We start from the raw sequence: 23,805 nt of genomic DNA, 5'->3' as shown, positions 1-23,805 counted from the left end.
GGTTAGCGTGGGGTGCTTTGTTCTCTCATCCCTTGAGAGAACAAAGCACCCCAACTAGTTCTTCTTGTGAAGCTACAGTTGCCCAGGCCAAGTCGTGTTCACTCTTTGGCGCGCCACCCCATTGAACTAAAACAGTGCGAATATTGTGTGCGCCCGCGCCTTCGATGTCGAAAATGCGATCACCCACCATCACCACGTCATCGCGGAAATCGGCTTCTTTATCGGGCGCTTGTGGGGTTGCGTGAGCGTTCGGAGCTTGCGCGAGCACACCGGCGTCGTACAAATATTGCAAAGCATCAGCCACAACGAGAGCCTTCGAGCTGTGCATCGTGTCGGTATTTGCGCCGCACACACGGTCAAAAATCGGCGAAATTCCTAAGTTATCGCACACTTCTTGTGCCAGATGCGTCAGCTTCGAAGTAGCTACAAGCAAGGGCACATCCAGCTTTTCCTTTAACACTTTAAGCGTTCGATCAATGCCGGCAAATAGCGGCGTCTGATCCATCACCTGCAAGTAGCGAGTGCGGTAATCGCCGATGTAATCCTCAATCTGTTCTTCAGCCACTCCCATACGCGCAAATGACTGATGCAATGGCGGCCCTACACAGGGCATAAACGACTGAGGCGGCATATCCAATCCCGCTTTCTCAAGCATTGTCGCGTGCAAGGCATTGCAGATCAGTGGAGCCGAATCGGTGAGAGTGCCGTCAAGATCAAAGAGTACTGCTTTGAGATTAGTCATGGAGTTCGAACTTACCTTTTGTTGTGTTAGTGAATATGGCTCAATAATTGAATTTTGCGCGATGGTGTGTGACTGTGATGCGAAGCTTTGTGCGGTGTTGCGGGCAAACTGGCATCAGACCAAAGTGCCAAGATCGCCTGCGCCCTCACGCAGCACCTCGATATCCCCGGAAGAAAGATCGACGACGGTTGTGGGCCCTTCGCTCCCAATCGGGCCTTCCACCACGATATCGAGCACATGACCGAGTTCATCGTTAATCATCCACCCCTCTCGCTGCGGCTCAGACTCCCCTGGTAGAATCAGTGTTGAGCATAAGAGAGGTTCACCCATATTCTCAAGAATCGCTTGCGTAATCTTGTGATCGGGAATGCGCACGCCCACCGTAGATTTTTTCGGGTTAAGCATCATCCGTGGAACGTCTTTGGTGGCTTTCAATATGAACGTAAATGGACCGGGCGTCTTGCTCTTAATCAACCGAAAATTGGCGTTGTCAATAATGACGAGCTTGCCTAATTGCCCAAAATCATGGCACAGCAAGGTGAAATGATGCTTGGAATCCACGCGGCGAATAGTCCGGATCCGCTCTAAACCTTCTTTATTGCCCAAGCGGCAAACAATCGCATAGCCCGAATCGGTGGGAATTGCAGCAATATCACCTTGGCGTAACCGTTCCACAACTCGATCAACGATACGCTGCTGTGGATTGTCTGGATGTAAATCAACGTAGTGTGCCATGAGATCTCCTTGTTCTTTTCCAATTATAGTCAATTAGCTTCGCAGTATCTCATTTGCGCCTACTATCGTTAGGGTCAGCAAACCCTTTAAGATGGACGTGTAGCGGCACAAGGTAAAATTTTCTTTGTGCAAAACAGGTAGCAGGAGCAGTGCATATGGGTATTTCTTTAGACGACGAACAGCAGCTCGCCCTCGCCCGCTTTAGAGTTGCCTTGGCTGATATAGCTCCAGAGATTCCTGAAACTGAGGCCAATTATCCCACTGCTCTGCGCGAGGAACTCGGCTTAGATACTGTGTCGATCTGGGCAATTGCTACTCAATTAGAACGCTTAGCCAAAGTGGATCTTAACGACGATCTCATCTGCCAAGCTACACATGTATCACAGCTATGTGAAGCAATAAAAACTCCCGTGCCATCAGATTTAGATCCGTCCGCGAATACTGCAAAGCAGGCGAAAGCTTCGACATCAGAAGTGCAACCCGCCCACCCGAGTCAGCTTGAGGAGGATAGCCAACTCGCCAGTGCAGCCGATCTGCGCGCTCTATTCGATGCCTAATAGAAGCCTTTTCTTAGGCAAGTCTGTGTATTGCTGGTTTCTGATCAGCTTCACATTGAGCAGTAATTGCAGTTCCAGAAATCAGCCCACGCGGTGCAGCCAACGCACAGGAGCGCCTGCTCCCGCGTAACGGAACACCTCAAGTTCGTCGTCCCAGGCCTGACCGAGCGCCACATCCATCAGTCGGCGCAATTCGTCGGGATCTCCGGCAGATTGCTCGAGAGCGGCCCGGATTCGGTTTTCAGGAATGACGACGTTGCCCACCAAGTCCGTTTGAGCGTAGAAAATACCCAAACCAGGAGTACATGACCATCGCCCGCCTTCTGATACCGGCGTATTTTCCTCAGTGATTTCAAAGCGCAAATGTTCCCAACCACCGAGCGCGGAAGCAAGCATTGCACCAGTTCCGATCTCACCCGTCCAAGCTAGTTCACCACGGTTCATCTGTGGCTGAGCTGGTTGCTTAGTCCATTCAATATGCACTGGATATCCAAGCACACTTGTAACCGCCCATTCAACGTGCGGTTGAACAGCCGGAGTTACCGAATGAATAAATATGACACCTCGTGTGGTGTATTTTGAACTCACCGCGATCCTCCTCATATTGGGTGAAATTCCCCGTGACACCCACCTCGAGGATCTTGTGCGTTATTTATAGTCTAGCTGTTTGTTGAATGCATTGTCATGCCTCGGAGTGTTTCGAACGAAACGATGAAAATATCTCCGTTGACGTGGCTGCTTCAAAAACAAAACCACTCTTGAGCAAAACGTCTGGAACTACTTGTTGCGAGGCCAAAATCGTCTCTTTTGCCATATTGCCAAGCACCAATTGAAGCACCGACTTGGGAGCCACAAAAACTGCAGGCCTATGCACAAACTCAGCAAAGTCTTGAGTCCATTGTGCGTTACGAGCTGGGTGTGGCGCAGTGAAGTTTACTCGCCCAGAGATCTCCTCATGTTCAATGCAATGGTGGAGAGCATTAACGTAATCTCGGCGAGAGATTATCGGCATCCACGCCGATCCATCACCAATACGACCGCCCAAGCCGGACCTAAACAAAGGAAGCATTGCTTTCATCAAGCCACCACTTGGATGCATAACTAGACCAGTGCGGATATTGACTACTCGCACACCATACTGCTCGGCCCGATTAGCTTCATGTTCCCATGCTCGGCATAACTGAGCTAAGAAACCTTTGCCTGCTGGGGTGTCTTCAGAAACGGGCTGATCGGCGTCATAACCGTAATATCCCACCGCAGAACCAGACAATAATACGCGCGGACGTAAGTCTTGCGGAGTGCGTGAGATTGCATCAACTAGAGTACGAACTGAACCAATACGCGATTCCCACAGCGTTTTGCGGTATTTTTTGGTCCACATTCGGTTTATCGGCGCTCCATTAAGACACACAACCGCATCAGCACCTGCAATTGCTTGATCGTCAATGATCCGCCGCGCTGGATCCCACTGGAAAACCTCGCGCTGACCGCTATGCGATCCATCACGCGACTTATCGCGCAATCCATCACGCGCTTCGTTGTCGGAACGAGTCAAACAACGCACCTGAGCATACCGAGGCAGGACGCTCTCCCGAAACGCAGAACCAATAAAGCCAGAGGCTCCCGCTATCAGAAGAACACCGCTATTTGCCATCACATGCCCTTTTCGCGTATTTCGCGCAGTGCTTTCTTACGCTCGGCGCGTTCAAGACGATCAATGTAGAGGTGACCGTCAAGATGGTCTACCTCATGTTGAATGAGCCGACCCCAAATTTCCTCACCTTCGACCACAACTTTATTGCCGTCTAAATCAGTGCCCTCTGCTTTTGCATACCATGCGCGTTTGCAGGGATACCACAGTTCCGGAACCGACAAGCAACCCTCGTCGCCGTCTTGGTACTCGTCCTCAGATAGTTCCACAATCACCGGGTTGAGAATATAACCGCGCTTGCCATCAATATTCCACGAGAATGCCCGGAAAGACTGCCCGATCTGATTTGCAGCTAATCCAGCGCGTCCTGGCTCATTAACATTTTCCATCAGATCGTCCACAAGCTGGCGAATACCGGGTGTTATATCGGTGATCGGAGCGCATACCGTGCGCAATACTGGATCGCCAACAATTCGAATATCACGGTACGTCATTGCAAATAGTCCTCACACCAGATTGAAACGTCTCTTGCACCTTCAATTGTCACAAGTCTATTGTCACAGGTAAAATTGAGCGGCACAAGCAATAACAAAGGCCTCCAATATTACTATCAGAGGCCCTCGAGCTCCCGCGGTTGGACTCGAACCAACAACCGTTCGATTAACAGTCGAATGCTCTGCCATTGAGCTACGCGGGATTGCGACTTGAAATACTTTAGCAAATTTTCGAACGAAAGCGAATTCCAAGACTGCCATTTTTTGGCTTATTTTCGCCAATGTGACTGGCGTCACTCATAAATGTTCTGTGGTCTAGACAATACTCACAGCTCAAAGCCCCACAGCTTCTCGCAATTCAATGTCCAAATTTGCCAGAATTTCTCGATCTCGTGCTTCAACATCCCCATCAACAAGAATCTGGGTGAAGAGCGTTTCATCGGCATTTCTCCGCACTTGCCCGCGAGCAATCACACCCGAGCTCAACTCCACAAACTGTTGATACACAATCGAACGGTCGACGCGCTCCCGAATCGCCGTCACGAAATTCTCGCTATAGTCTTCGAACAACTCAAACTGCAGGGCAGGCAATGCCGGATCGATAAACTTTAATGTCAAAAGCCGTTCTTGTTCATCCCATCCAGCTTGAGCAAAATCTGCCCACTCAATAAGTTGCGTTTCCCCCGGACGCACACCGTCGTCTTGCGTAAGCACTACGAGCATTGTGGACGACGTCGCAAGCCAACGTTTTCCGCCGTCGTAAACTACTTCGCTGCTTGCGGTAGGTTTAACCCCCACTTCCCTACACAGGTCCAACACCTGGCGGTCAACACTTTTATTAAATCCGAACACCATTTACTGCCCTCTCCTCACCATCAGCAATAACCACACTTACGTTTGCTGCCGACGACTGTGATCGACTCTCACGCAATTTTTGACCCGCAAAGTATCCACTGACAGCGAGTATTAGGCCCAATATCAGGGCAATAACAATATTCCTCCGCTGGGCTTTCTTGAGTTTCGCAAGGTCTTCTGGAGCCAAACCACCACGTTGGCTCTGCGAAGTGGTGCCAGCCGCATCAATATGCGACCCCATCCCAGGCTCTAAAGGATTATTCGTTTCGCTCATTTATACCGCTCTTTCAGTCAAAACAAATCTACCCACAGCCTAGTGGCTCGAAAGCGACTACGCCACAGCCAAACCGCGAAACCTTTAGGTACCCGAATCACTCAGCTTAGATATCCGTACCGCTCAGCACTTATGCGAGCACAAAAAGACGGAACGCATCCCGACGGGATAAATCTTGAGTTCCTTCGCCACGACTCAAAGAACAAGAAACTGTGGTCGGTCATCCACCGTTTCAAGATCCCATTTCAATGCGTTCCGTTATTGGTAACATTAGCACCACAACATTTGACTTTCTTTATTTTTATTTAATATTTACATGAGTATAAATTTGCGAATTTATAAACCAGTTCAAGACGTCAAAACTATGGATTAAAAGCCTAAAATTCGGCACAACGCCAGCTTTTATAGCGATACAAAGCCTCACCACCGGCGTATCTGCAACGTGATCTTCTCTCACACGGATATGCAAAGTCGGACTTGCAAAACTGCAAGCCCGACCTCGTGTGCCCCCGGCAGGACTTGAACCCGCGACCCTGGAATTATGAGTTCCCTGCTCTAACCGTCTGAGCTACAGGGGCATCTCCCCTAGGTTATATCGAAATTAATCTCGATTTCCAACTGGCTACGTCAATTATGACCAAGTGTGATTGAACCAAAAGGTGAACGCGCTTTGAATTGACACACCTTACAATATTGTCCCTCATCAACCGGATGTCTCGCTCCGCATTTTTCACAAGCGGTAGTGTTCACCACTCGCAGCTCAGCAACCTCATGCTCAAGCAAATCACGCAGTTCAATGTCGCCTTGAATCCAAATGCCTTTCTCCGGACACAAGCTCACGCATCTTTCCTCACCTCTGCATCTACCTCGGTGGTGAACCACGGTGCTCGAAGTTCCCGCATCGATAATTTCCAAAGCATCATGTGGGCAAGCTCGCACACATACTCCACACGCTGTGCAGGTAGTAATGCCAAGTCGGTGCCCGCCTAGAGATCGGTTGAGGGCCGACGACGCCGACAACCTCCCTTGTTCACGCAACAGTTCTAGGGCGCGAACCGTGCGATCGACGTCGTCACCCACAAAAGAATAAGGTGGCTTTTCCGCAACTGAAAGCCCTAACAAAACTCGACGAGGCAATGCAATCGCTCCACATGTGAGCACAGCATCTCCACTGCGCAGAAAACGGTCAAACCCCTCAAATTGGGACACTAAGCTTGGCGTGAGTTCAATCCACTGTTGGATTTTTTCGGTAGAATCAACCGATTCTAGCGCACACGACTCTACGCTAACGTGCTCAATCCCCAAGGCGAGCAACTGCGCTGGTAAACCTATCGGAGCTGTGGAAAGACAGTCACTCCAGGAAATAATCTGCACACCTCGTGGGCTACGTTTAAGTTCTGAATGTGCACACGTAATCACCACAGCTTTTGGCAGGTCATGCGCAAATAACCACCTCAACAGAGGGCGAATCTGATCTGAATCGCTCACTAAGCTCCCGACTCTCACGTGCATTATCACTCGAACGGCACCAATCATATTTATTCAAGAAGTGCCGTATTCTGAGTATGTATCCTAGAGTCCACGTTGCTCAAATGCGAACATAAACGTCACATAAATGTCCCCAGTTTTACTCAACAACTGGCACCTAGGCTAGAATCGAATTATGGAGTTTTTCGGCATATCAGGCACAGAATTTGTGGTGATCCTACTTGTGGCACTGCTTGTACTTGGGCCGAAGTCTATCGCTCAATTTCTCCATGTTTTCAAAAATGGAGTAACCAAAGCGAAACAGTTTTCTGCTCGTCTGCGCGAAGAATCACGGGCGGAGAATTATGTTCCATCGATTGATTTATCGGAGTTTGATATGCGTGGTCTTGATCCACGGCAAATCATTCGCGATGCTGTTCAAGAAGAAATGCGGGCGTGGATGAAGCAATCAAATACAATGAATCAACAGAGTTCTCAGTCGGGTTCGCAATCAAGTTCGCGCACCACACCACCAGCTGGTAACGCCGACCGCGCAATTACTCCACCCTGGAAAGCCAACTAACCCGACCAAGCCTCAAGCTAAAGATTTTCAAAGTCCATTCCCTACCACTATCCAAAGGATAAAGAAATGAAGCCTGCACACATTATTATCTTGCTCGTCGTGATTATCGTTGTCTTCGGCGCAGCTAAGCTACCTGATATTGCCCGCTCAATTGGGCAATCGGCGAAGATCCTCAAAAAAGAGATGAAAGAACTCACCGAGGACGATAAGCCAAACCCACCTAGCCAGAACTCGACCGAGAACAACAACTAGGTTCGTTCAGCGCGTTTTCTATGGTGACCGTGCGCAAACGTTCAAATCCTGAAGGTGTTATGCCAATTCGCGAACATTTTCAGGAGTTACGCAAACGCCTCCTGCTTTCTATCGCTGGGATTTGTCTCGCAGCAATCGCAGGGTGGTATTTGTATGATCCAGTTTTAGTGTGGATCCAAGCTCCGCTAAAGGAGATCGACGCCGAAAGCGCTCGCCTCAATTTCCAGACGATCGGTGCAGCTTTCGACCTCAAACTGCGGATGTCGTTTTGGATCGGCACAATTTTGGCCAGCCCGTGGTGGGTGTACCAAATGTTTGCGTTTATCTCACCTGGTCTGCGTAAAAAAGAACGCCGTAATCTACTCGCCTTTGGTTTTATTGGAGTGATTTTGTTTGCGGCGGGCGCCGCAAGTGCAATCTTAATGATTCCACGAGCAGTGGAAATACTTGCATCTTTTACCCCACCCGAGGCCTTAACACTGCTACGTGCAGATTCATATATCTCCTTCTATACTCGGCTTGTGCTCGCCTTTGGACTCTCATTCCTCATTCCAGAGATTCTCGTGGTTCTCAACTTCCTTGGGCTGCTCAGCTCGCGAAATATGCTCAAAGCATGGCGGTGGGCAGTGGTGATTGCTTTTACTTTCGCTGCGATTGCTAATCCACTCCCCTCGCCGTGGCCAATGACCATTCAAGCGGCTGTGCTGATCGTGCTTTATCTTCTCGCCATCGGTATCTCGGCTCTGCATGAACGTAGTATTGCTAAACGTAGCGCAACTAATCAAACTATTGAAAGGACACGCTCTCATGGCACATCATGACGATCCGCAAAAGATGGAAAAACTTCGCCTCTGGATTGCCGAAGTTGAAAATGAACTTGGACTTAAAGGTACCCTTGCCCCAGTTCAGAAAGATCTGCTCAAGCTAATCTCCACTGTGGCTCACGGCCCATCCCGCCCAGGCGCACCGCTCACAGCATATTTGCTGGGTTACTTGGCAGGATCGCAGCCAAGCAAAGATCCGCTCGATATTATCGAGTCGATTCAGAAGCTAGCTGAAAAATACGAGAGCCAATAAATCTCAGGTATCGGTTTCGTCGAAAAGACGGCGCTGATTCTCGAGTTCAATGAGGCGTTGAAATAATGCAGCCTGCTGGGTGGAATCATCACATCGCTGCATCTCGCTACGTACGTCTGCAATTTGGCGCATGAAACCGTGCCGCACCAGCGACATCATCACGCCGCGCACATAGCGCCACATATCCGATGCACGTTCTTCAGCGATAGGCTCAACGGAAAGTTGCGCTATTGCCCGATATACTTGGGGATCAGCACCGTCCATAAGTGTATTCACATACCACGCGCATCCGCGGGCTTCTGCATCAACTTGCCCGATTCCTTGCGCCAGCAGTTGCTCAACATAATCGTGATACCGCTGCACGCCACCAATTTCACTAATGCGTTCAAAAATAGCTCGGTGCAACGGAAAAACAAACGACTGACTCGGCAAACTTTGAATATTTGCTTCCATTGCCATCCGCGGTAGCTGTACAGCGATTTCGAGAGCAGCGCGTTCGACTTTTTCTACCGGATCTTTGATAAGCTCTTTATCTTTCAATATCGGCGTATTCTTTTCGGAATCTGGTGAAGTTTCTTGCACATCTCGTACATCAGAAGAAGCAAACTGGGAAATCGCAGGCGTTACACCCCGAAGAAGCTTTTGTGCTTCGTCAACCGACAAGCGAACGGAGTTTTCGTCCATGCCTAGCCAGCCAGCTAGCTCACGAGTGTATTCACTACGCAATACGCGGTCTTTGATCGATGCCACAATTGGCGCAGCACTGCGCAATCCCGCGGCGCGTCCTTCGGCAGTATGCAAGGAAATATCCTTAAGCAAGGAACGAATCACAAATGCGAACAGTGGCTCGCGCGATGCCACGATTTCACGCACAGCCGCATCGCCATATTTCATCCGTACATCACATGGGTCTAAGCCACCTGGAGAAATCGCCACGAAAGTCTGTGCGCCAAAGTTTTGATCTTCTTGAAATGCGCGAATAGCAGCTTTTTGTCCCGCCGCATCACCGTCAAACGTGAAGATAACTTCGCCGCCATAACTTTGCCCAGTATGGAGCATTACTCCAGCACTCGGGCCTTGAGTATCGCGTAACAAACGCCGCGCGATCTTCACATGTTCATGTCCGAACGCAGTACCGCACGTCGCCACGGCATGCGGAATACCAGCCAGATGCGCTGCCATCACATCGGTGTACCCCTCAACCACCACAATTTTTCGATCGGTAGAAATCGCCTTTTTCGCGCGATCAAGGCCATAAAGCACCTGCGATTTCTTGTAAATGCTCGTCTCAGGCGTGTTCAGGTACTTAGGACCGTCGTCGTCATTATTCATTTTGCGAGCTCCGAAACCGATCGGATCACCAGTAATTGAGTGAATCGGCCACATCACTCTGCCACGAAAACGATCATAAACGCCGCGTGTACCTTGGGTGGCAAGGCCAGAAGCGAGAATCTCCTTCTCAGTGAAGCCGCGCTTGCGCAGCTCTTTCAACAGCGAATCCCAGCTATTGGGAGAATAGCCAATGCGATAGGACGCAATTACGGCGTCGTCGAAACCACGCTCGTAGAGCATTTCTTTCGCTGCCTTGCCCTCCGGCGTCAACAGCTGACGCGAATAAAACTCCTGCGCTACTCGATGCGCGTCTACTAATCGCGAGCGCGTTGGCTCACCACGATGGCGATCTCGCTGCGAAGAGTCCTCTTCATACTCAACGTGGATTCCAGCCTTACGCGCGAGCATTTCCACCGATTCAACGAAGGAGATATGCTCTATCTTCTCAACAAAAGAAATGGCATCGCCGCCTTCACCGCAGCCGAAGCAATGCCAACGCCCCACATGCGGGCGCACATTGAACGATGGAGTCTTTTCATCATGAAAAGGGCACAGACCTTTAAGCGAACCAGTACCAGCAGATTTGAGCGTGATGTACTCTGAAATCACATCTTCAATGCGCGTGCGTTCGCGCACTTCGTCGATGATCTCGCGCTTAATGAGTCCTGCCATAGCTGTATTCTACCGAAACCGCTCCGCTTAATTGCGCAGCATTCCACATAATTGCGCATGCCATTGGCGGGCCGATTGATCGGTCAATGAAGCGATCTGATCTGCGATAACGCGCCGACGTTCAGCGTCGGTGGAGGCAGAATCCCAAAATCCTAAAAATACCGATTCGAGCCGCTCGCGAGGAGATTCGCTAATCGCGTCCATAAGGTCAAAGAGCACAGTGCGCTGCTCATAATAAACCGGCTCATGCTCGCGCGGTTGCATCACGTAGTACACCGCAATGCCTTTGAGCAGCAAAATCTCAGCCTTGGTCTCTTCAGGAACAACCACGTGTGCGTTATAGCGAAGAAGCGGCTCGGTACCGTGCTCAGCCAAGGTGGCTTGAGCAACATCGCGCACAAACCGCCCGATCAAATCAGACGTAAGATCCTTGAGCATTGCCAAATCGCGCAAAGAACCACAGAACTCGCGCGGCCACGAGTCCATTTTTGTAATTCGCTCAAATGCTTGTGCCAAATCATCAACCGACAAGCTGGGACGATACCATTCCATAGTCGATTCGAAGATTGCTTCGCGTTCTGCCATCATATTTGCCATTGCCAAAGGACGACGCACAAAACGCGAGGTATTGGCGGTACTGTGTACAACGGCGTCTTCCAGATCGTGTACGGAATAGGCGATATCGTCCGAGAGATCCATGATCTGTGCTTCTACGCAACGCTCCCAACCGTGTTCGCCGTGCGCCCAATGGAAGACATCGAGATCGTCGTCGTACGCGCCGAATTTATTCGCTTTCGACGCCGGTCCCTCACCTTGCGCCCATGGGTATTTGATTGTAGCGTCCACAGTAGCGCGGGTGAGGTTAAGACCAGCTGAGCGCCCGTCAGAATGAAAACGTTTCGGCTCGAGACGGCTAAGTACCCGTAGCGTTTGGGCGTTGCCTTCGAATCCGCCAATATCTGATAGCAGCTCGTTGAGTGCGCGTTCTCCGTTGTGACCAAATGGTGGGTGTCCGATATCGTGGCACAGGCAAGCGGTTTCCACAATATCTGGATCGCAGCCGAGAATCTTCGCCAGCGAACGGCCTACTTGTGCGACTTCGAGCGAATGTGTGAGTCGAGTGCGGATAAAATCATCTGACTCTGGCCCTAGCACCTGGGTTTTTGCGCCGAGACGCCGCAAAGCAGAGGAGTGCAAGACGCGCGCCCGATCCCGTTCGAAATCGGTACGGGTATTGTTCTTGGGTGGCTCAGGTACCCACCGCTCAATATCTTGGGATTCATACTGCGTCTGCACAGTATCAACGATAGCGATTTTGTGCTCGAAGTGGCACTCAACGCACATACATATACGAAGAATGCGCCAAAGTCACAGTTTTGGAGCTGTATTAACCGCCAGAAATCCCAATTTCGGCTTCATGAATCTTGGCTTGCTGGGCACTATTAAGCAGGTGGCTTTCGAGCCAAAACTCGGGCAAATGCGGCCGCTTTGGATTGCCAGCACGCCCCCGTTGCCCGCTCGCTGCCTGTGGATACTCCTGATCAAGATCCAAGGAATTGAGCCGTTCTTCCAACTCAGCAAGCGTAGATACAAGGCCGAGCTGATGGCGTATTTCCCCGCCCACTGCGAAGCCTCGCATGTACCAGCTCATATGCTTTCGCATCTCGCGCAAAGCGCGGTGTTCATCGTTAAAATGCTCGACTGATAACTGGGCATGACGCAGGATAACTTGGGCGACTTCACGCAAAGTGGGTCGGTATCGCGCCTCACTGCCGTGCAAATGGGCAGCAAGATCGTAGAAAATCCACGGCCTGCCCTGACACCCACGCCCGATGACGACGCCGTCGCAACCCGTTTGTGCCATCATCCGGTTTGCGTCCTCTGCTTCAAAAACATCACCGTTGCCAAAAACCGGCAAATCGGAAATCTCTTTGAGAATTGCAATTTTCTCCCAATCAGCTTGCCCCGCATAATGCTGCTCTGTGGTTCTCGCATGCAAGGTAAGCCCACTAATTCCCGCGCTGCGCGAAATACGCGCCACATCACGGAAAGTCTCGTGATCGGCGTCGATACCGATACGGAATTTAGCCGTTACTGGAACCTCATGCGTTCGTCCACGCGATGCCGTTTGTGCAGCTCGCACAGCTGATTTCACCACGTCTTCATAGAGGTCGTGTTTCCACGGCAAGGCTGATCCGCCACCCTTGCGAGTCACTTTCGGAACGGGGCAACCGAAATTGAGGTCAATATGATCGGCAAGTTCTTCTTCAACCAGTATCTTGACAGCTGCGGCAGTCGTTGCTGGTTGAACTCCATAAAGTTGCACGGAGCGAACTGGATCCCCCTCATCAGGCTTGACCATATTGAGCGTTTCAGGGATTCGTTCTACCAATGCGCGAGTGGTGATCATCTCGCATATATAGAGCCCAGCAGGGGCAAGGTTTCCAACGGTTCGGCCACTGCGGGCTTCATAACCAGCAATTTCGGCGCCCTGCTGCCCAAATTCACGGCAGATCTGGCGAAAAGGCGGATTAGTAACTCCTGCCATCGGCGAAAGCATCATGGGGGTTCCGAGCGAGACTGCTCCAATATTTATCACTAGGAGCCTTCCTTTGTGGACACATGTTTACCTTTGGACTTGCCCGTTGCCTTCGCAGTAACAGACGAATGTTTTTCCTTACTTGGCGACACGGGAGCGAGCACCGCCGCAATCGCGGTGGTCATTGGAATGGCGAGAACGAGTCCAATTGAGGCGACGAGCGTGCGAATGATTTCTTCTGCCACCTCACCAATCACGAAGAAGTCAAGAAATCCGCGATCAATCAATGCAGCAGCCATGAGCAATGGCAACGCAGTACCAACATAGGCAAATGCCAAGGTATATACCGTTGAGGCGATATGGTCACGGCCGACGATCATCCCTTGCCGCACTAACTGTTGGCGGCTCGCCGTCGGATTGGCGGCGTGCAACTCCCACACCGTAGATACCTGGGTGATTGTAACGTCGTTCAGAGCACCCAAACCGGCAAGCACCATTCCTGCCAACAATATCTGCTGCATAGAAACATCTGGCAGGTAGCCAGTTAGCGAAATAGCTGCGTCACTGTATGTGCCAGTCAGTTTCGTTGTGCCAATTGAAAGCACCGCAGCAAAGGCCGTGATCATAAGGCCAGCAAAAGTGCCCAGCACCGCCGTCGTCGTTCTAATCGAAATACCATGTGCGAAATATATCGACGCAAACATCATTGCAGCTGAACCCACCGCCACCACCAAAAATGCTGGCTTGCCAGCCATAAGGGCGGGTAGCAAAAACAAAACCACCACAGCGAGGGAGGCGGCCAAACCGACGAGAGCAGCAAGACCCTTGCCACGCGCAACAAGTGCTACTACCAGCACATATACAACGGCAATAAGCAACAAAGGAGTGCTGCGATGGAAGTCTACGAAAATATAAGCGATGCCGGTGTCGATCGACTGAGGAGTAAAAAGTGCTTCGACTTCATCCCCCACTCGCAATCCGTTCTTGACGATTTCAAATGGCACGCTGATAGGCACTTCTACCCCATCAACTTTCATTTTCACCGGTGTTTGACCGTTTACGTCACTGGCACCTATAACCGAAATTTCGCCCACGACCTTCGATGTACCAGGCGCGTTGAGCGGGTGGGTGCCAACTCGAGATTCCTTAGCTGAAGGCCACAAAATGATCATCGCGATAACCGTGAGTATCGCGAGCGGCACGATGATGACACTGAGGATGCGCACAACTTTTTTTCGCTTCTCAGGATCAAGATTAAGCGGTGCCGAGTGAGAATGGGAATGCGAATGGGCATGCGTATGCTCTGCCATCGGCAACTCGTGAGCACTATCGGCTCCGTAAGGAATCTGGTCAACAGAGCGCGGGAGGGCGCGTTCGTTGCCGTCCGCACCCTCCGCATTCTTGAAGAACTTCACAAATTATCCTTGCCTTAGGCGCCGATAAGCTTTCCTGCGAGGAACTGCTCAACTTCGGCAATCGGAATACGAATCTGTGCCATCGTATCGCGATCACGCACGGTAACGGCGTCGTCCTCAAGCGAGTCGAAATCAACCGTAATGCAGTACGGAGTTCCGATTTCGTCCTGACGGCGGTAACGGCGGCCAACCGCACCGGCGTCGTCGAAATCGATATTCCAGTTACGACGCAACTTAGCTGCAATTTCACGTGCCAACGGTGAGAGCTGTTCCGAACGCGAGAGTGGCAAGACGGCAGCCTTAACCGGTGCCAAACGTGGATCCAGCTTCAATACGATGCGCTTGTCCACGCCACCCTTGGTATTTGGTGCCTCATCTTCGGTGTAAGCCTCGACCAAGAACGCCATCATTGAGCGGGTCAAACCTGCCGACGGCTCAATCACATACGGAGTGTAACGCTCGCCCGTGGCTTGATCGAAGTATTCGAGCTTCTTACCGGAAGCCTCAGAGTGGGAGGAAAGATCAAAATCGGTGCGGTTGGCGATGCCCTCGAGTTCTCCCCACTCACTACCCTGGAAACCGAAGCGGTACTCGATATCTACCGTGCGCTTCGAGTAATGGGAGAGCTTTGCCTGTGGGTGCTCGTAAAGGCGCAGATTGTCTGGATTCACACCCAAGTCCTTGTACCAGTCAAGACGAGCGTCGATCCAAGACTGATGCCACTGCTCATCCTCCCCTGGCTTGACGAAGAACTCCAGCTCCATCTGCTCAAATTCGCGGGTACGGAAGATGAAGTTTCCGGGCGTGATCTCGTTACGGAAGGACTTTCCAACCTGACCAATGCCAAATGGTGGCTTACGACGGGCGGTGGTAAGCACGTTATTGAAGTTGACGAAAATACCCTGTGCCGTTTCTGGACGCAGGTAATGCAGGCCAGACTCGTCGTCTACCGGGCCGAGGAAGGTCTTGAGCAAGCCGGAGAATGGCTTAGACTCAGTCCACGTTCCGCGATTGCCACAGTTTGGGCATGGGACGTCCGCCATCGACACTTCTTCTTCCGAAATGCCCTTCTTTGCTGCGTATTCTTCGATCAACTGATCTTCACGCAAGCGCTTGTGGCAACTGGTACATTCAACCAAAGGATCTGAGAATGTGGCCACGTGGCCAGAAGCAACCCATACCTCACGCGGTAAAATGATCGAGGAATCGAGGCCGACGACGTCCTCGCGAGCAGTAACGTTTGCTTTCCACCATTGGCGCTTAATGTTTTCTTTGAGTTCGACGCCGAGTGGGCCATAGTCCCATGCGGATCGAGTTCCGCCGTAAATCTCGCCCGCAGGAAATACGAAGCCACGACGCTTTGCAAGCGAAATTACGTTATCCAACCGTGATGGCGCTGGTTTTGCCATGAAATACACTCCTTGTTGAGTCCACATCTGGATGATGTGGTGATTTTCTACCACTGGCTGTGGCAGTGTCCAAGCACCGAATCCGGCAGCTGAACGTATTAACGCAGTTAAATCGCCAAATTATCGCTTCAACGATCGTGCGCTCCTGCGTTTGATTGTACGTAAGTATTGTTGCGGCTACGAAACGCGCTCACACATTTCCCAAAGAATAGTGCAATATCACACACTCTACACTTGACTCCTTAATGAAAACTAATGAGAATAGTTTGCATGAAGGAAAAACTATCACTGAAATTCGCGGCGCTCGTTGGTGCCGCGGCTCTTGCCCTAGCAGGATGCTCTGGATCAAACGACAGCTCCAAAGATTCATCCAAGCTCAATGTGAGCACGTCGTTCTACCCGATCACCTATCTCGTTGAGAAGATCGGTGGTGACGCCGTTGCCGTCAATGACCTCACACCCCCTGGCTCTGATGCACACGGCGCAGAGCTCTCACCTGCAGAGATCGCAAAGATGGAGAAGTCTGACCTCGTTATCTACCTTGCCACGATGGCTCCATCAATTGACGAAGCAATCAAAACAGCAAAAATCAAGAAGTCATTAGAGATCGGGCAGTCGGTTTCGCTTCTTCCGCGCACCGAAATTGCTGCGGTTTCTGAAGAACTTCCAAACGTTGATCCTAAGGCCAAGGCAGACGATCACAAAGATGAGGCTAAGGGTCACGATGACCACGATGCCGAGCACAAAGATGACCACAAAGACGACACCAAAGGTCACGACGAGCACGACGACGATCACAAGGCTGAGGGGCACGATCATGAAGCTGAAGGTCATGACCACGAAGGCGAAGGCCATGACGAGCACGGCCACAATCACGGTGTAAACGATCCTCACTTCTGGACCGATCCGAACCGCCTTGCAAAAGCTGCTCCGGTGATCGCTGATGAACTTGCAAAACTCGACTCGAAGAACGCTGAGAAGTTCAAGGAGAACGCCAAGAAGATTGCCGATGACCTCACTAAGCTCGCCAGCGACTTCAAAGCTACGCTATCGAAAGAACAGTGTACGACGCACTCCTTCGTAGTAACTCACCTCGCTTACGGTTACTTGGCAAAAGAGAACAACCTCAAGCAAATTGGCATTGCTTCCTTTGATCCAGACCTTGAGCCATCACCAGCTCGCATCGCACAGATCAAAGAAATCGTTTCTCGCGATCACGTCAACACCATCTTCACCACTTCCGATCAGGAGATGAAGGTTGCGAACTCGGTTGCAAATGAAACAGGTGCAAAAGTTCAGGTTCTTGATCCTGCCGCCACCAAGCGCGACAAGAGCAAAGACTATATGGACGTCATGAAAGAGAATTTCAAGATGCTCGCTGACTCCATGAACTGCAAGTAAAGTTCATAATCAATCACGACTGATTGAGATGCGCTGGTTACTGATACGATTTATCAGTAACCAGCGCATCACTGATATAGCGAAACTGAGATACCAGTACAGCCGAACACACTCGCCGTTCTCAGGTATCAAGCGTTGGGACGCTTACAGCATTGCCTCGCCGGTATAGCGCGAACAGCAAGTCTAAGGAGATTCATGACGAACTCAATCATTGAGGTGCAAGGATTGCACGTCACCCTAGGAGCAGCCCATATTCTGCGTGGAATAGACCTCGACATTTGTGCAGGCACCACACTCGCTATCCTTGGACCAAACGGCTCTGGAAAATCAACGCTCGTTCGTGCACTTGTTAATGCGATTCCTCATTCTGACGGCTATATCAAACTCCTCGGTGAGGATCTGAACCACACGCACAAAGTGGCATGGAAAGATATTGGCTACGCACCACAGCGCATCACCGCCAGCGCCGGCGTCCCTGCTACCGCACTCGAAACAGTTGAGAGCGGATTAGTCTACGGCGGCTCGCTTCGTCTGCCAAAAGATTCTAAAGCACGTGCAATCGCGGCACTTGAGCTCGTCGGCCTTGCTGAACGCGCGAAGGAATCGGTGCAAACTTTTTCCGGTGGCCAACAACAACGAGTGCTTATCGCGCGAGCTTTGGTGAAGAAGCCCAAGATTCTCTTTCTTGATGAGCCTTTTGCCGGAATTGACAAAGAATCACGCAATAGCATCATTTCGACGCTTCACCAGCTCAAAGCCGATGGAGTTACACTCGTCCTCGTTCTCCATGAGCTCTATGGACTCGAAGAGCTGATCGACGAATCCATCATGCTTGAACACGGACGGATTGTTGCCACCGGCTCCCCTAGTTCTTTTGTTGGACGCGCTGAACACGCGCATCCCCACCACGACCATCAGCATCCTCATCAATCTACTACCCCATCCTTCCGCGCTCCCGAATTAGGAGGGCAATTGCCATGATTATCGATATGCTTTCATCAACACTGATGCAACGCGCACTCGTCGTCGCCGTCCTCGTTGGACTTGCGGCACCAGTGGTCGGAACTTATTTGGTGCAGCGCAAGCTCACACTACTCGGTGACGGTATCGGCCACGTAGCACTCACCGGCGTCGCCCTCGGCTGGATCGGCGCGGGCGCAGCTCAAGCGACTAATCGCGATGCTTGGGCCGTACCGGGAGCCATCATCGCTTCTGTCATCGGCGCCCTTGCCATTGAATGGATGCGCAACCGCGCACATTCGTCTGGCGACGTGGCACTGGCGCTACTATTTTACGGCGGAATTGCAGGTGGCGTGCTACTCATCGGCATTGCCGGAGGCACGACCACAAACCTGAACGGTTACCTATTCGGCTCAATTTCTACCGTGACTCAAACCGATATGTGGCTCACTGTAGGACTGACTATTTTTATTTTGGCAGTTGGAATTGGCTTAAAACCAGCGCTTTTTACCTTATGTCACGACGCCGAGTACGCGCGTGCGTCAGGACTTCCTGTTGGACTGTTATCCGTACTGATTTCGGTAACGGCGGCTTTGACTGTTTCTGTGGCAATGCGTGTGGTGGGCGCGTTGTTGGTATCGGCGCTGATGATCGTTCCAGTAGCGATCTCACAAATGGTCACGCGTTCGTTCCGCGCAACAATGTTTATCGCGATGGCGTTAGGAATTACGGTCAGCGTGAGTGGACTCACAATCACTTATGTGAAGCCATGGTCCCCCGGTGCAACCATTGTACTTATCGCCGTCGGATTATACTTGATAGTGGCTATTATCAGGCCTACAATCATTGCTGTATTCCATCGGAACAATTTCGTCGAGCCTCACCAGCTTCTCGATTCCGACGTCGTCATCGCCCAAAAACACGGCGAGTACTCCTCCGATGAGTACAAAAGCGGAAATACTAACCACTGTTGAACAATTTTGCGCTAATATCCTTCTTATTGAAGAACATTAGGCGTTATCAGTTCTTCATAGGAGGATAATATGCAGAGAATGACAAAGCAGCGTGCTGCGATTATGCAGCTATTGCGTTCGCAAAATAATTTTTTGTCGGCACAAGATCTTCATGATTTGTTGCGACAGAATGGTCAGAATATCGGACTTGCCACCGTGTACCGCAATCTGCAAGCGCTTGCACAAATTCGTTCCGTTGATGTTGTGCGTCAAGAAGGATCCGATGTCCAGCTTTTCCGCTACTGTGCAGAAGACACGCACCATCATCATCTCGTGTGCCGTAGCTGCGGAAAAACGGTTGACATCCAAGGCGACGCAGTTGAAAAATGGGCTGCAGCCATTGCCAACGAGCACGATTTTAGCGATGTGACGCATTCTGTCGAGCTGTATGGTCAGTGCACGTCCTGCGATAAAAAGCAAAAGTAGATTCATAAGGTGAATGTGTGATGGAAGAATTTCCGGTACGTCTCCCCATTAAATTAGGGCAGCTACTCAAACTAGCGTCTCTTGCCGAAAACGGCGCAGATGCTCGTAGTTTGATTACTGAGGGGTACGTTTACGTAAACGGTGAGTTGGAACTTCGCCGCACACATCAGCTCTCGGACGGCGACGAAGTTCGCGTTGACGACGGTTATGGCAATAGCGTGAGCCTCAAAGTGGTGAGCGAGTAGCATTAGCCGTCAAGCGTAAAGCTGGGCATGATACTGGTGTGGGAAGCATTTAATGCTTCCCACACTCTTTTGTTCTTTAAGCCTCTTTAAGCACTGTTAAAGCCTGAAGCCGCACAAGCACTCCCACTCACTACTAGTAGACGTGTTCTACGACCCTCAATGCCCCAATATACAATCGCGCCCAAGCAAGACTTTTAGATCGCCATACAGACTCGGGCTTGCCGTAACGCTAAAGCGCGTATCAAGCTGCACCACCGTCGTCTTCTTCGCCTGCTTAATATGCATTCGCACTGGTGCTGTGCCTGGATACTGACTCAATAGCTGCTTGAAACGCTCCATGAGTTCCGAGGTGCACATGCGCTCAGCGATATGAATATCAATCGGTAAATCGGCATCAATATCGGTTGGCGGCATACTCATCTCACGGGCGTTGAGGGACACAGCACCGTCGCGAATCGACACACGAGCAGTAACCGAGACCACCGAATCTTGCAAGAGCATCGACGACACTGTTTGGTAGGTTGCCGGGAAGAAATTGACTTCCACAGATCCAGTCAGATCCTCAACAATTGCCGTTGCCCACGCCTTGCCATTCTTCTTGGAAATACGGGTCTGAACCGAGCTAATAATGCCCGCTACCACCACAGATGCGCCATCGCTGAGGGATTCATTATCGAGCAGTTCAACGATGGTCGTATCTGAATTTCGGTTCAGGAATGGTTCTAGGCCAGAGAGTGGATGATCCGAAACGTAAAGACCAAGCATATCGCGCTCAAAATTGAGTTTTTGTTTCTTGTCCCACTCCGGGATATCAGGAACTGAAACTTCAAATCCTCCCGATGTGTCCCCACCTAAATCGCCAAATAAATCAAACTGTCCCGCAGCCTCATTACGTTTGAGCGAGACAACCGAATCGACTGCTTCTTCAACAATCCCTAGCAGCGAACGCCGCGAATAACCCATACTATCGAAAGCACCCGCCTTGATGAGACATTCGAGCGCCCGCTTATTGCAAACTTGAAGTGGCACTTTGTCAAGGAAGTCTTGGAAGGATGTAAATACCCCTTTTTCCTCTCGCGCATTGATAATGCCATCGACGACGTTCGAGCCCACGTTTCGCACAGCTGAAAGTCCCACGCGAATTTCCTCGCCAACAGCCCAGTAATCAGCTCGTGATTCATTCACATCAGGAACCAATACCGCAATTCCCATTCTCCGACACTCAGCCAAATACGTAGCAACTTTGTCTTTTTTGCCGGTATTTGACGTGAGCAGAGCAGCCATAAACTCTGCTGGGAAATGAGCCTTTAAGAAAGCAGTTTGATAGGAAACTAATGCGTATGCTTCCGAATGCGATTTATTGAAAGCGTAGGACGAGAATGGAACGAGAATCTCCCACAGCGTATCAATAGAGTTCTGCGAATAACCATTCGCCCGCATACCTGCAGAGAATCCTTCAAACTGTTGTTGAAGCACCTCAGCTTTCTTCTTACCCATTGCTTTGCGCAAAATATCTGCTTGCCCAAGTGTAAAGCCCGCAAGTTTCTGGGCAATACGCATAACTTGCTCTTGGTAAACGATCAAGCCATGAGTTTGTCCAAGGATTTCCTCAAGCGATTCTTCAAGCTCAGGGTGAATAGGAGTTTTTTCTTGCAGGCCGTTTTTTCGCAGTGCGTAGTTGATATGGGAATTAGCACCCATTGGACCTGGTCGATACAGTGCAGAAACAGCAGAAATATCGGCAAAATTGTCCATTTTCATCTGCTTGAGAAGGCTGCGCATACCGCCACCATCAAGCTGGAAAATTCCGAGCGTTTCCGCTCGTGCCAGTAGCTCGTACGTCTTCTTATCGTCGAGGCCAATTTCATCAATATTGGGTGGATTTTTACTGTTTTCCGCCGCGTTTCGCAATGCGTCGTTGATGACGGTGAGGTTCGACAGACCCAAGAAATCCATCTTGATCAGGCCCAGTTCCTCGCATTGCGGATATTCGAACTGAGTGAGAATAGCGCCGTCTTTCGCGTTCTTCATGATTGGGATAACATCGGTGAGCGGTGCAGACGACATAATCACCGCACAGGCATGCATGCCCGTTTGGCGCACCAAGCCTTCAAGCCCCAAAGCCAAGTCAAATACTTTTTTCGCATCGGGATCATTATCAACAGTGGCGCGGAACTCACTCGCTTCCGCAAAGCGCGGATGCGCCTTGTTGTATATCTGATTCACTGGAATGTCTTTGCCCATGACCGACGGCGGCATCGCTTTGGTGAGCCTGTCGCCCATTTCAAAGGGATAGCCAAGTACACGCGCAGAGTCCTTGAGCGCTTGCTTGGATTTAATCGTGCCGAAGGTAACTACTTGAGAGACTTTATCTTTACCATATTTCTTTTCAACGTATTCGATAACTTCCCCACGACGACGGTCGTCGAAGTCAATATCAAGGTCGGGCATCGAAACGCGCTCTGGATTCAAGAATCTCTCAAAGAGCAGATCGTGGCGAATCGGATCAAGCTGAGTGATACCGAGCGCATATGCAACCATCGAGCCAGCTCCAGAGCCACGTCCAGGCCCAACTCGGATTCCTTCATTGCGCGCCCATTTAATATAGTCCGAAACCACCAAGAAGTAGCCCGGGAAGCCCATATTGACGATTACTTCTACTTCGTAATTGGCACGTTGGCGAACGTGATCAGGGATCTTTTCGCCAAAGCGCTCATGCAGGCCATTTTCAACTTCACGAATAAACCACGAGGTTTCGTCCTCGCCCGGTGGAACGGGAAACTGTGGCATATAGTTGGCGCCATCAGCGGTAGTTTGAAATTTGACGTCACAACGTTCCGCAATGAGCAAAGTATTGGAACAGGCCTCAGGAATATCGCTAAATAGCTCCTGCATTTCGCGGGTTGAACGCAAATAGTAGCCTTCGCCGTCGAAACGGAAACGGTCTGGATCCATCAGAGTTGAACCCGAGTTGATACACAACATCGCATCTTGAATCTTGGCATCAGATTTTTTCACATAGTGTGAATCGTTCGTGGCAATAATTGGTGCATCAATTTCACGCGCTAGCGCAAGCAGCTCTTTTTGTACTTTTCGCTCAATTTCAATGCCGTGATCCATAACTTCAACAAAGAAATTATCTTTGCCGAAAATATCTTGGAGCTCCCCAGCCGCACGCACTGCTTCGTCGTACTGTCCAAGACGCAATCGGGTCTGAACTTCCCCAGATGGGCAGCCGGCGGTGCCAATCAGCCCTTCATGGTAGGTCTCCAGTAGCTCACGATCCATGCGCGGCCACTTGCCCATCTGCCCTTCCAGTGAGGCTAACGATCCCATCCGAAAAAGATTGTGCATACCGGTGTTATTTTCCGATAGCAGCGTCATGTGGGTATAAGCGCCACGCGCCGAGACGTCGTCGGCAGATTGCGCAGGAGTACCCCACTTCACACGCGTATTATCGAATCGCGAGGTACCCGGCGTCATATACGCCTCGATACCGATAATCGGCTTCACACCAGCTTGTGTGGCAGTTTTCCAAAATTCAAAGGCCCCAAACAGGTATCCGTGATCGGTGATCGCAACTGCAGACTGCCCTTGCTCAGCCACCTCAGCAACCAATTTGCTGATTTTGGCAGCACCGTCAAGCATCGAGTAATCGGTATGAACGTGCAGATGAGCGAAATCCTGTTGAGCCATGTTACTAGTT

The 23,805-nt window shown here is 50.8% G+C and carries 24 protein-coding genes and 2 tRNA genes; 10 read left to right on the top strand and 16 right to left on the bottom strand.

Annotated features, from left to right (window positions below):
- Nucleotides 1-25: 25 nt before the first annotated feature.
- Nucleotides 26-742, bottom strand: a complete 717-nt coding sequence (locus EZJ44_RS02485; protein WP_131279795.1) for an HAD hydrolase-like protein — start codon at nucleotides 740-742, stop codon at nucleotides 26-28.
- A gap of 114 nt (nucleotides 743-856) precedes the next feature.
- Entirely contained in the window at nucleotides 857-1,477 is a 621-nt protein-coding gene (locus EZJ44_RS02480; RefSeq protein WP_131279793.1) for an L-threonylcarbamoyladenylate synthase, read from the bottom strand.
- Between the two features lie 155 nt (nucleotides 1,478-1,632).
- Between EZJ44_RS02480 and EZJ44_RS02475 the strand changes: the two genes are divergently transcribed.
- Entirely contained in the window at nucleotides 1,633-2,034 is a 402-nt protein-coding gene (locus tag EZJ44_RS02475) for a hypothetical protein (RefSeq protein WP_131279791.1), read from the top strand.
- 81 nt (nucleotides 2,035-2,115) lie between these two features.
- Here EZJ44_RS02475 and EZJ44_RS02470 read toward each other — a convergent pair whose 3' ends face one another.
- From EZJ44_RS02470 to EZJ44_RS02435, 8 genes are all read right to left on the bottom strand, one after another.
- Nucleotides 2,116-2,637, bottom strand: a complete 522-nt coding sequence (locus EZJ44_RS02470; RefSeq protein ID WP_131279789.1) for a DUF3145 domain-containing protein — start codon at nucleotides 2,635-2,637, stop codon at nucleotides 2,116-2,118.
- Between the two features lie 79 nt (nucleotides 2,638-2,716).
- The gene (locus tag EZJ44_RS02465) at nucleotides 2,717-3,688 is read right to left on the bottom strand and encodes a TIGR01777 family oxidoreductase (protein WP_131279787.1); all 972 of its coding nucleotides are present in this window, start codon (nucleotides 3,686-3,688) and stop codon (nucleotides 2,717-2,719) included.
- Nucleotides 3,688-4,179, bottom strand: a complete 492-nt coding sequence (locus EZJ44_RS02460; RefSeq protein WP_131279785.1) for a peptide deformylase — start codon at nucleotides 4,177-4,179, stop codon at nucleotides 3,688-3,690. The genes EZJ44_RS02465 and EZJ44_RS02460 overlap by 1 nt, the downstream gene beginning before the upstream one ends.
- 131 nt (nucleotides 4,180-4,310) lie before the next feature.
- A tRNA-Asn gene (locus EZJ44_RS02455) sits at nucleotides 4,311-4,382 on the bottom strand.
- A gap of 130 nt (nucleotides 4,383-4,512) precedes the next feature.
- Nucleotides 4,513-5,034, bottom strand: a complete 522-nt coding sequence (locus EZJ44_RS02450) for a hypothetical protein (protein WP_131279783.1) — start codon at nucleotides 5,032-5,034, stop codon at nucleotides 4,513-4,515.
- Nucleotides 5,018-5,308, bottom strand: a complete 291-nt coding sequence (locus tag EZJ44_RS02445) for a hypothetical protein (RefSeq protein ID WP_131279781.1) — start codon at nucleotides 5,306-5,308, stop codon at nucleotides 5,018-5,020. The genes EZJ44_RS02450 and EZJ44_RS02445 overlap by 17 nt, the downstream gene beginning before the upstream one ends.
- Before the next feature lie 504 nt (nucleotides 5,309-5,812).
- A tRNA-Ile gene (locus EZJ44_RS02440) sits at nucleotides 5,813-5,886 on the bottom strand.
- A 49-nt stretch (nucleotides 5,887-5,935) separates the two neighbouring features.
- Nucleotides 5,936-6,796, bottom strand: a complete 861-nt coding sequence (locus tag EZJ44_RS02435) for a 4Fe-4S dicluster domain-containing protein (protein ID WP_165496084.1) — start codon at nucleotides 6,794-6,796, stop codon at nucleotides 5,936-5,938.
- Nucleotides 6,797-6,971: 175 nt separating this feature from the next.
- Here EZJ44_RS02435 and EZJ44_RS02430 point away from each other — a divergent pair, with 175 nt between their 5' ends.
- The 4 genes from EZJ44_RS02430 (at nucleotide 6,972) to EZJ44_RS02415 (ending at nucleotide 8,687) form a co-directional block, all read left to right on the top strand.
- Complete coding sequence (locus EZJ44_RS02430; protein ID WP_131279777.1) at nucleotides 6,972-7,358, top strand: twin-arginine translocase TatA/TatE family subunit; 387 nt, start codon at nucleotides 6,972-6,974, stop codon at nucleotides 7,356-7,358.
- A 66-nt stretch (nucleotides 7,359-7,424) separates the two neighbouring features.
- Nucleotides 7,425-7,610 carry a Sec-independent protein translocase subunit TatA gene (tatA, locus tag EZJ44_RS02425; RefSeq protein WP_131279775.1) on the top strand — a complete coding sequence of 62 codons (186 nt, stop codon included), beginning with the start codon at nucleotides 7,425-7,427 and terminating at the stop codon, nucleotides 7,608-7,610.
- Between the two features lie 59 nt (nucleotides 7,611-7,669).
- Entirely contained in the window at nucleotides 7,670-8,431 is a 762-nt protein-coding gene (gene tatC, locus EZJ44_RS02420) for a twin-arginine translocase subunit TatC (RefSeq protein WP_131279773.1), read from the top strand.
- A complete protein-coding gene (locus EZJ44_RS02415; protein ID WP_131279771.1) occupies nucleotides 8,418-8,687 on the top strand; it encodes a DUF6457 domain-containing protein in 270 nt (89 codons plus the stop codon). The genes tatC and EZJ44_RS02415 overlap by 14 nt, the downstream gene beginning before the upstream one ends.
- 3 nt (nucleotides 8,688-8,690) lie before the next feature.
- On the opposite strand, the gene dnaG is transcribed toward EZJ44_RS02415, so the two are convergent.
- The 5 genes from dnaG to EZJ44_RS02390 are packed head-to-tail and all read right to left on the bottom strand — an operon-like array spanning nucleotide 8,691 to nucleotide 16,054.
- Nucleotides 8,691-10,691, bottom strand: coding sequence for a DNA primase (gene dnaG, locus EZJ44_RS02410; protein ID WP_131279769.1), 2,001 nt, complete (start codon nucleotides 10,689-10,691; stop codon nucleotides 8,691-8,693).
- Between the two features lie 27 nt (nucleotides 10,692-10,718).
- The gene (locus EZJ44_RS02405; protein WP_131279767.1) at nucleotides 10,719-12,035 is read right to left on the bottom strand and encodes a deoxyguanosinetriphosphate triphosphohydrolase; all 1,317 of its coding nucleotides are present in this window, start codon (nucleotides 12,033-12,035) and stop codon (nucleotides 10,719-10,721) included.
- A 43-nt stretch (nucleotides 12,036-12,078) separates the two neighbouring features.
- Complete coding sequence (gene dusB / locus EZJ44_RS02400) at nucleotides 12,079-13,281, bottom strand: tRNA dihydrouridine synthase DusB (protein WP_241658577.1); 1,203 nt, start codon at nucleotides 13,279-13,281, stop codon at nucleotides 12,079-12,081.
- An 8-nt stretch (nucleotides 13,282-13,289) separates the two neighbouring features.
- Entirely contained in the window at nucleotides 13,290-14,645 is a 1,356-nt protein-coding gene (locus tag EZJ44_RS02395) for a YibE/F family protein (RefSeq protein WP_241658558.1), read from the bottom strand.
- A gap of 14 nt (nucleotides 14,646-14,659) precedes the next feature.
- Entirely contained in the window at nucleotides 14,660-16,054 is a 1,395-nt protein-coding gene (locus EZJ44_RS02390) for a glycine--tRNA ligase (RefSeq protein ID WP_131279765.1), read from the bottom strand.
- Nucleotides 16,055-16,324: 270 nt separating this feature from the next.
- On the opposite strand from EZJ44_RS02390, the gene EZJ44_RS02385 reads away from it, so the two are divergent.
- The 5 genes from EZJ44_RS02385 (at nucleotide 16,325) to EZJ44_RS02365 (ending at nucleotide 20,099) form a co-directional block, all read left to right on the top strand.
- On the top strand, nucleotides 16,325-17,455 hold the full coding sequence (locus EZJ44_RS02385; protein ID WP_165496083.1) for a metal ABC transporter substrate-binding protein: 1,131 nt from the start codon (nucleotides 16,325-16,327) through the stop codon (nucleotides 17,453-17,455).
- Between the two features lie 195 nt (nucleotides 17,456-17,650).
- Nucleotides 17,651-18,436 (top strand): metal ABC transporter ATP-binding protein, encoded by a 786-nt coding sequence (locus tag EZJ44_RS02380; protein WP_131279761.1) that lies wholly within the window; start codon nucleotides 17,651-17,653, stop codon nucleotides 18,434-18,436.
- The gene (locus tag EZJ44_RS02375; protein WP_131279758.1) at nucleotides 18,433-19,389 is read left to right on the top strand and encodes a metal ABC transporter permease; all 957 of its coding nucleotides are present in this window, start codon (nucleotides 18,433-18,435) and stop codon (nucleotides 19,387-19,389) included. The genes EZJ44_RS02380 and EZJ44_RS02375 overlap by 4 nt, the downstream gene beginning before the upstream one ends.
- A gap of 69 nt (nucleotides 19,390-19,458) precedes the next feature.
- Entirely contained in the window at nucleotides 19,459-19,854 is a 396-nt protein-coding gene (locus tag EZJ44_RS02370) for a Fur family transcriptional regulator (RefSeq protein WP_131279756.1), read from the top strand.
- A gap of 20 nt (nucleotides 19,855-19,874) precedes the next feature.
- Entirely contained in the window at nucleotides 19,875-20,099 is a 225-nt protein-coding gene (locus tag EZJ44_RS02365; protein ID WP_131280306.1) for an RNA-binding S4 domain-containing protein, read from the top strand.
- A 156-nt stretch (nucleotides 20,100-20,255) separates the two neighbouring features.
- On the opposite strand, the gene dnaE is transcribed toward EZJ44_RS02365, so the two are convergent.
- Entirely contained in the window at nucleotides 20,256-23,795 is a 3,540-nt protein-coding gene (dnaE, locus tag EZJ44_RS02360; protein WP_131279754.1) for a DNA polymerase III subunit alpha, read from the bottom strand.
- Nucleotides 23,796-23,805 lie beyond the last annotated feature (10 nt).

This window comes from Arcanobacterium bovis (genome assembly GCF_004331995.1).
Taxonomy (GTDB): Bacteria; Actinomycetota; Actinomycetes; order Actinomycetales; family Actinomycetaceae; genus Arcanobacterium_A; species Arcanobacterium_A bovis.
Note: the sequence above shows the minus strand (reverse complement) of the source record. Positions and strands in the feature narration are given on the sequence as shown.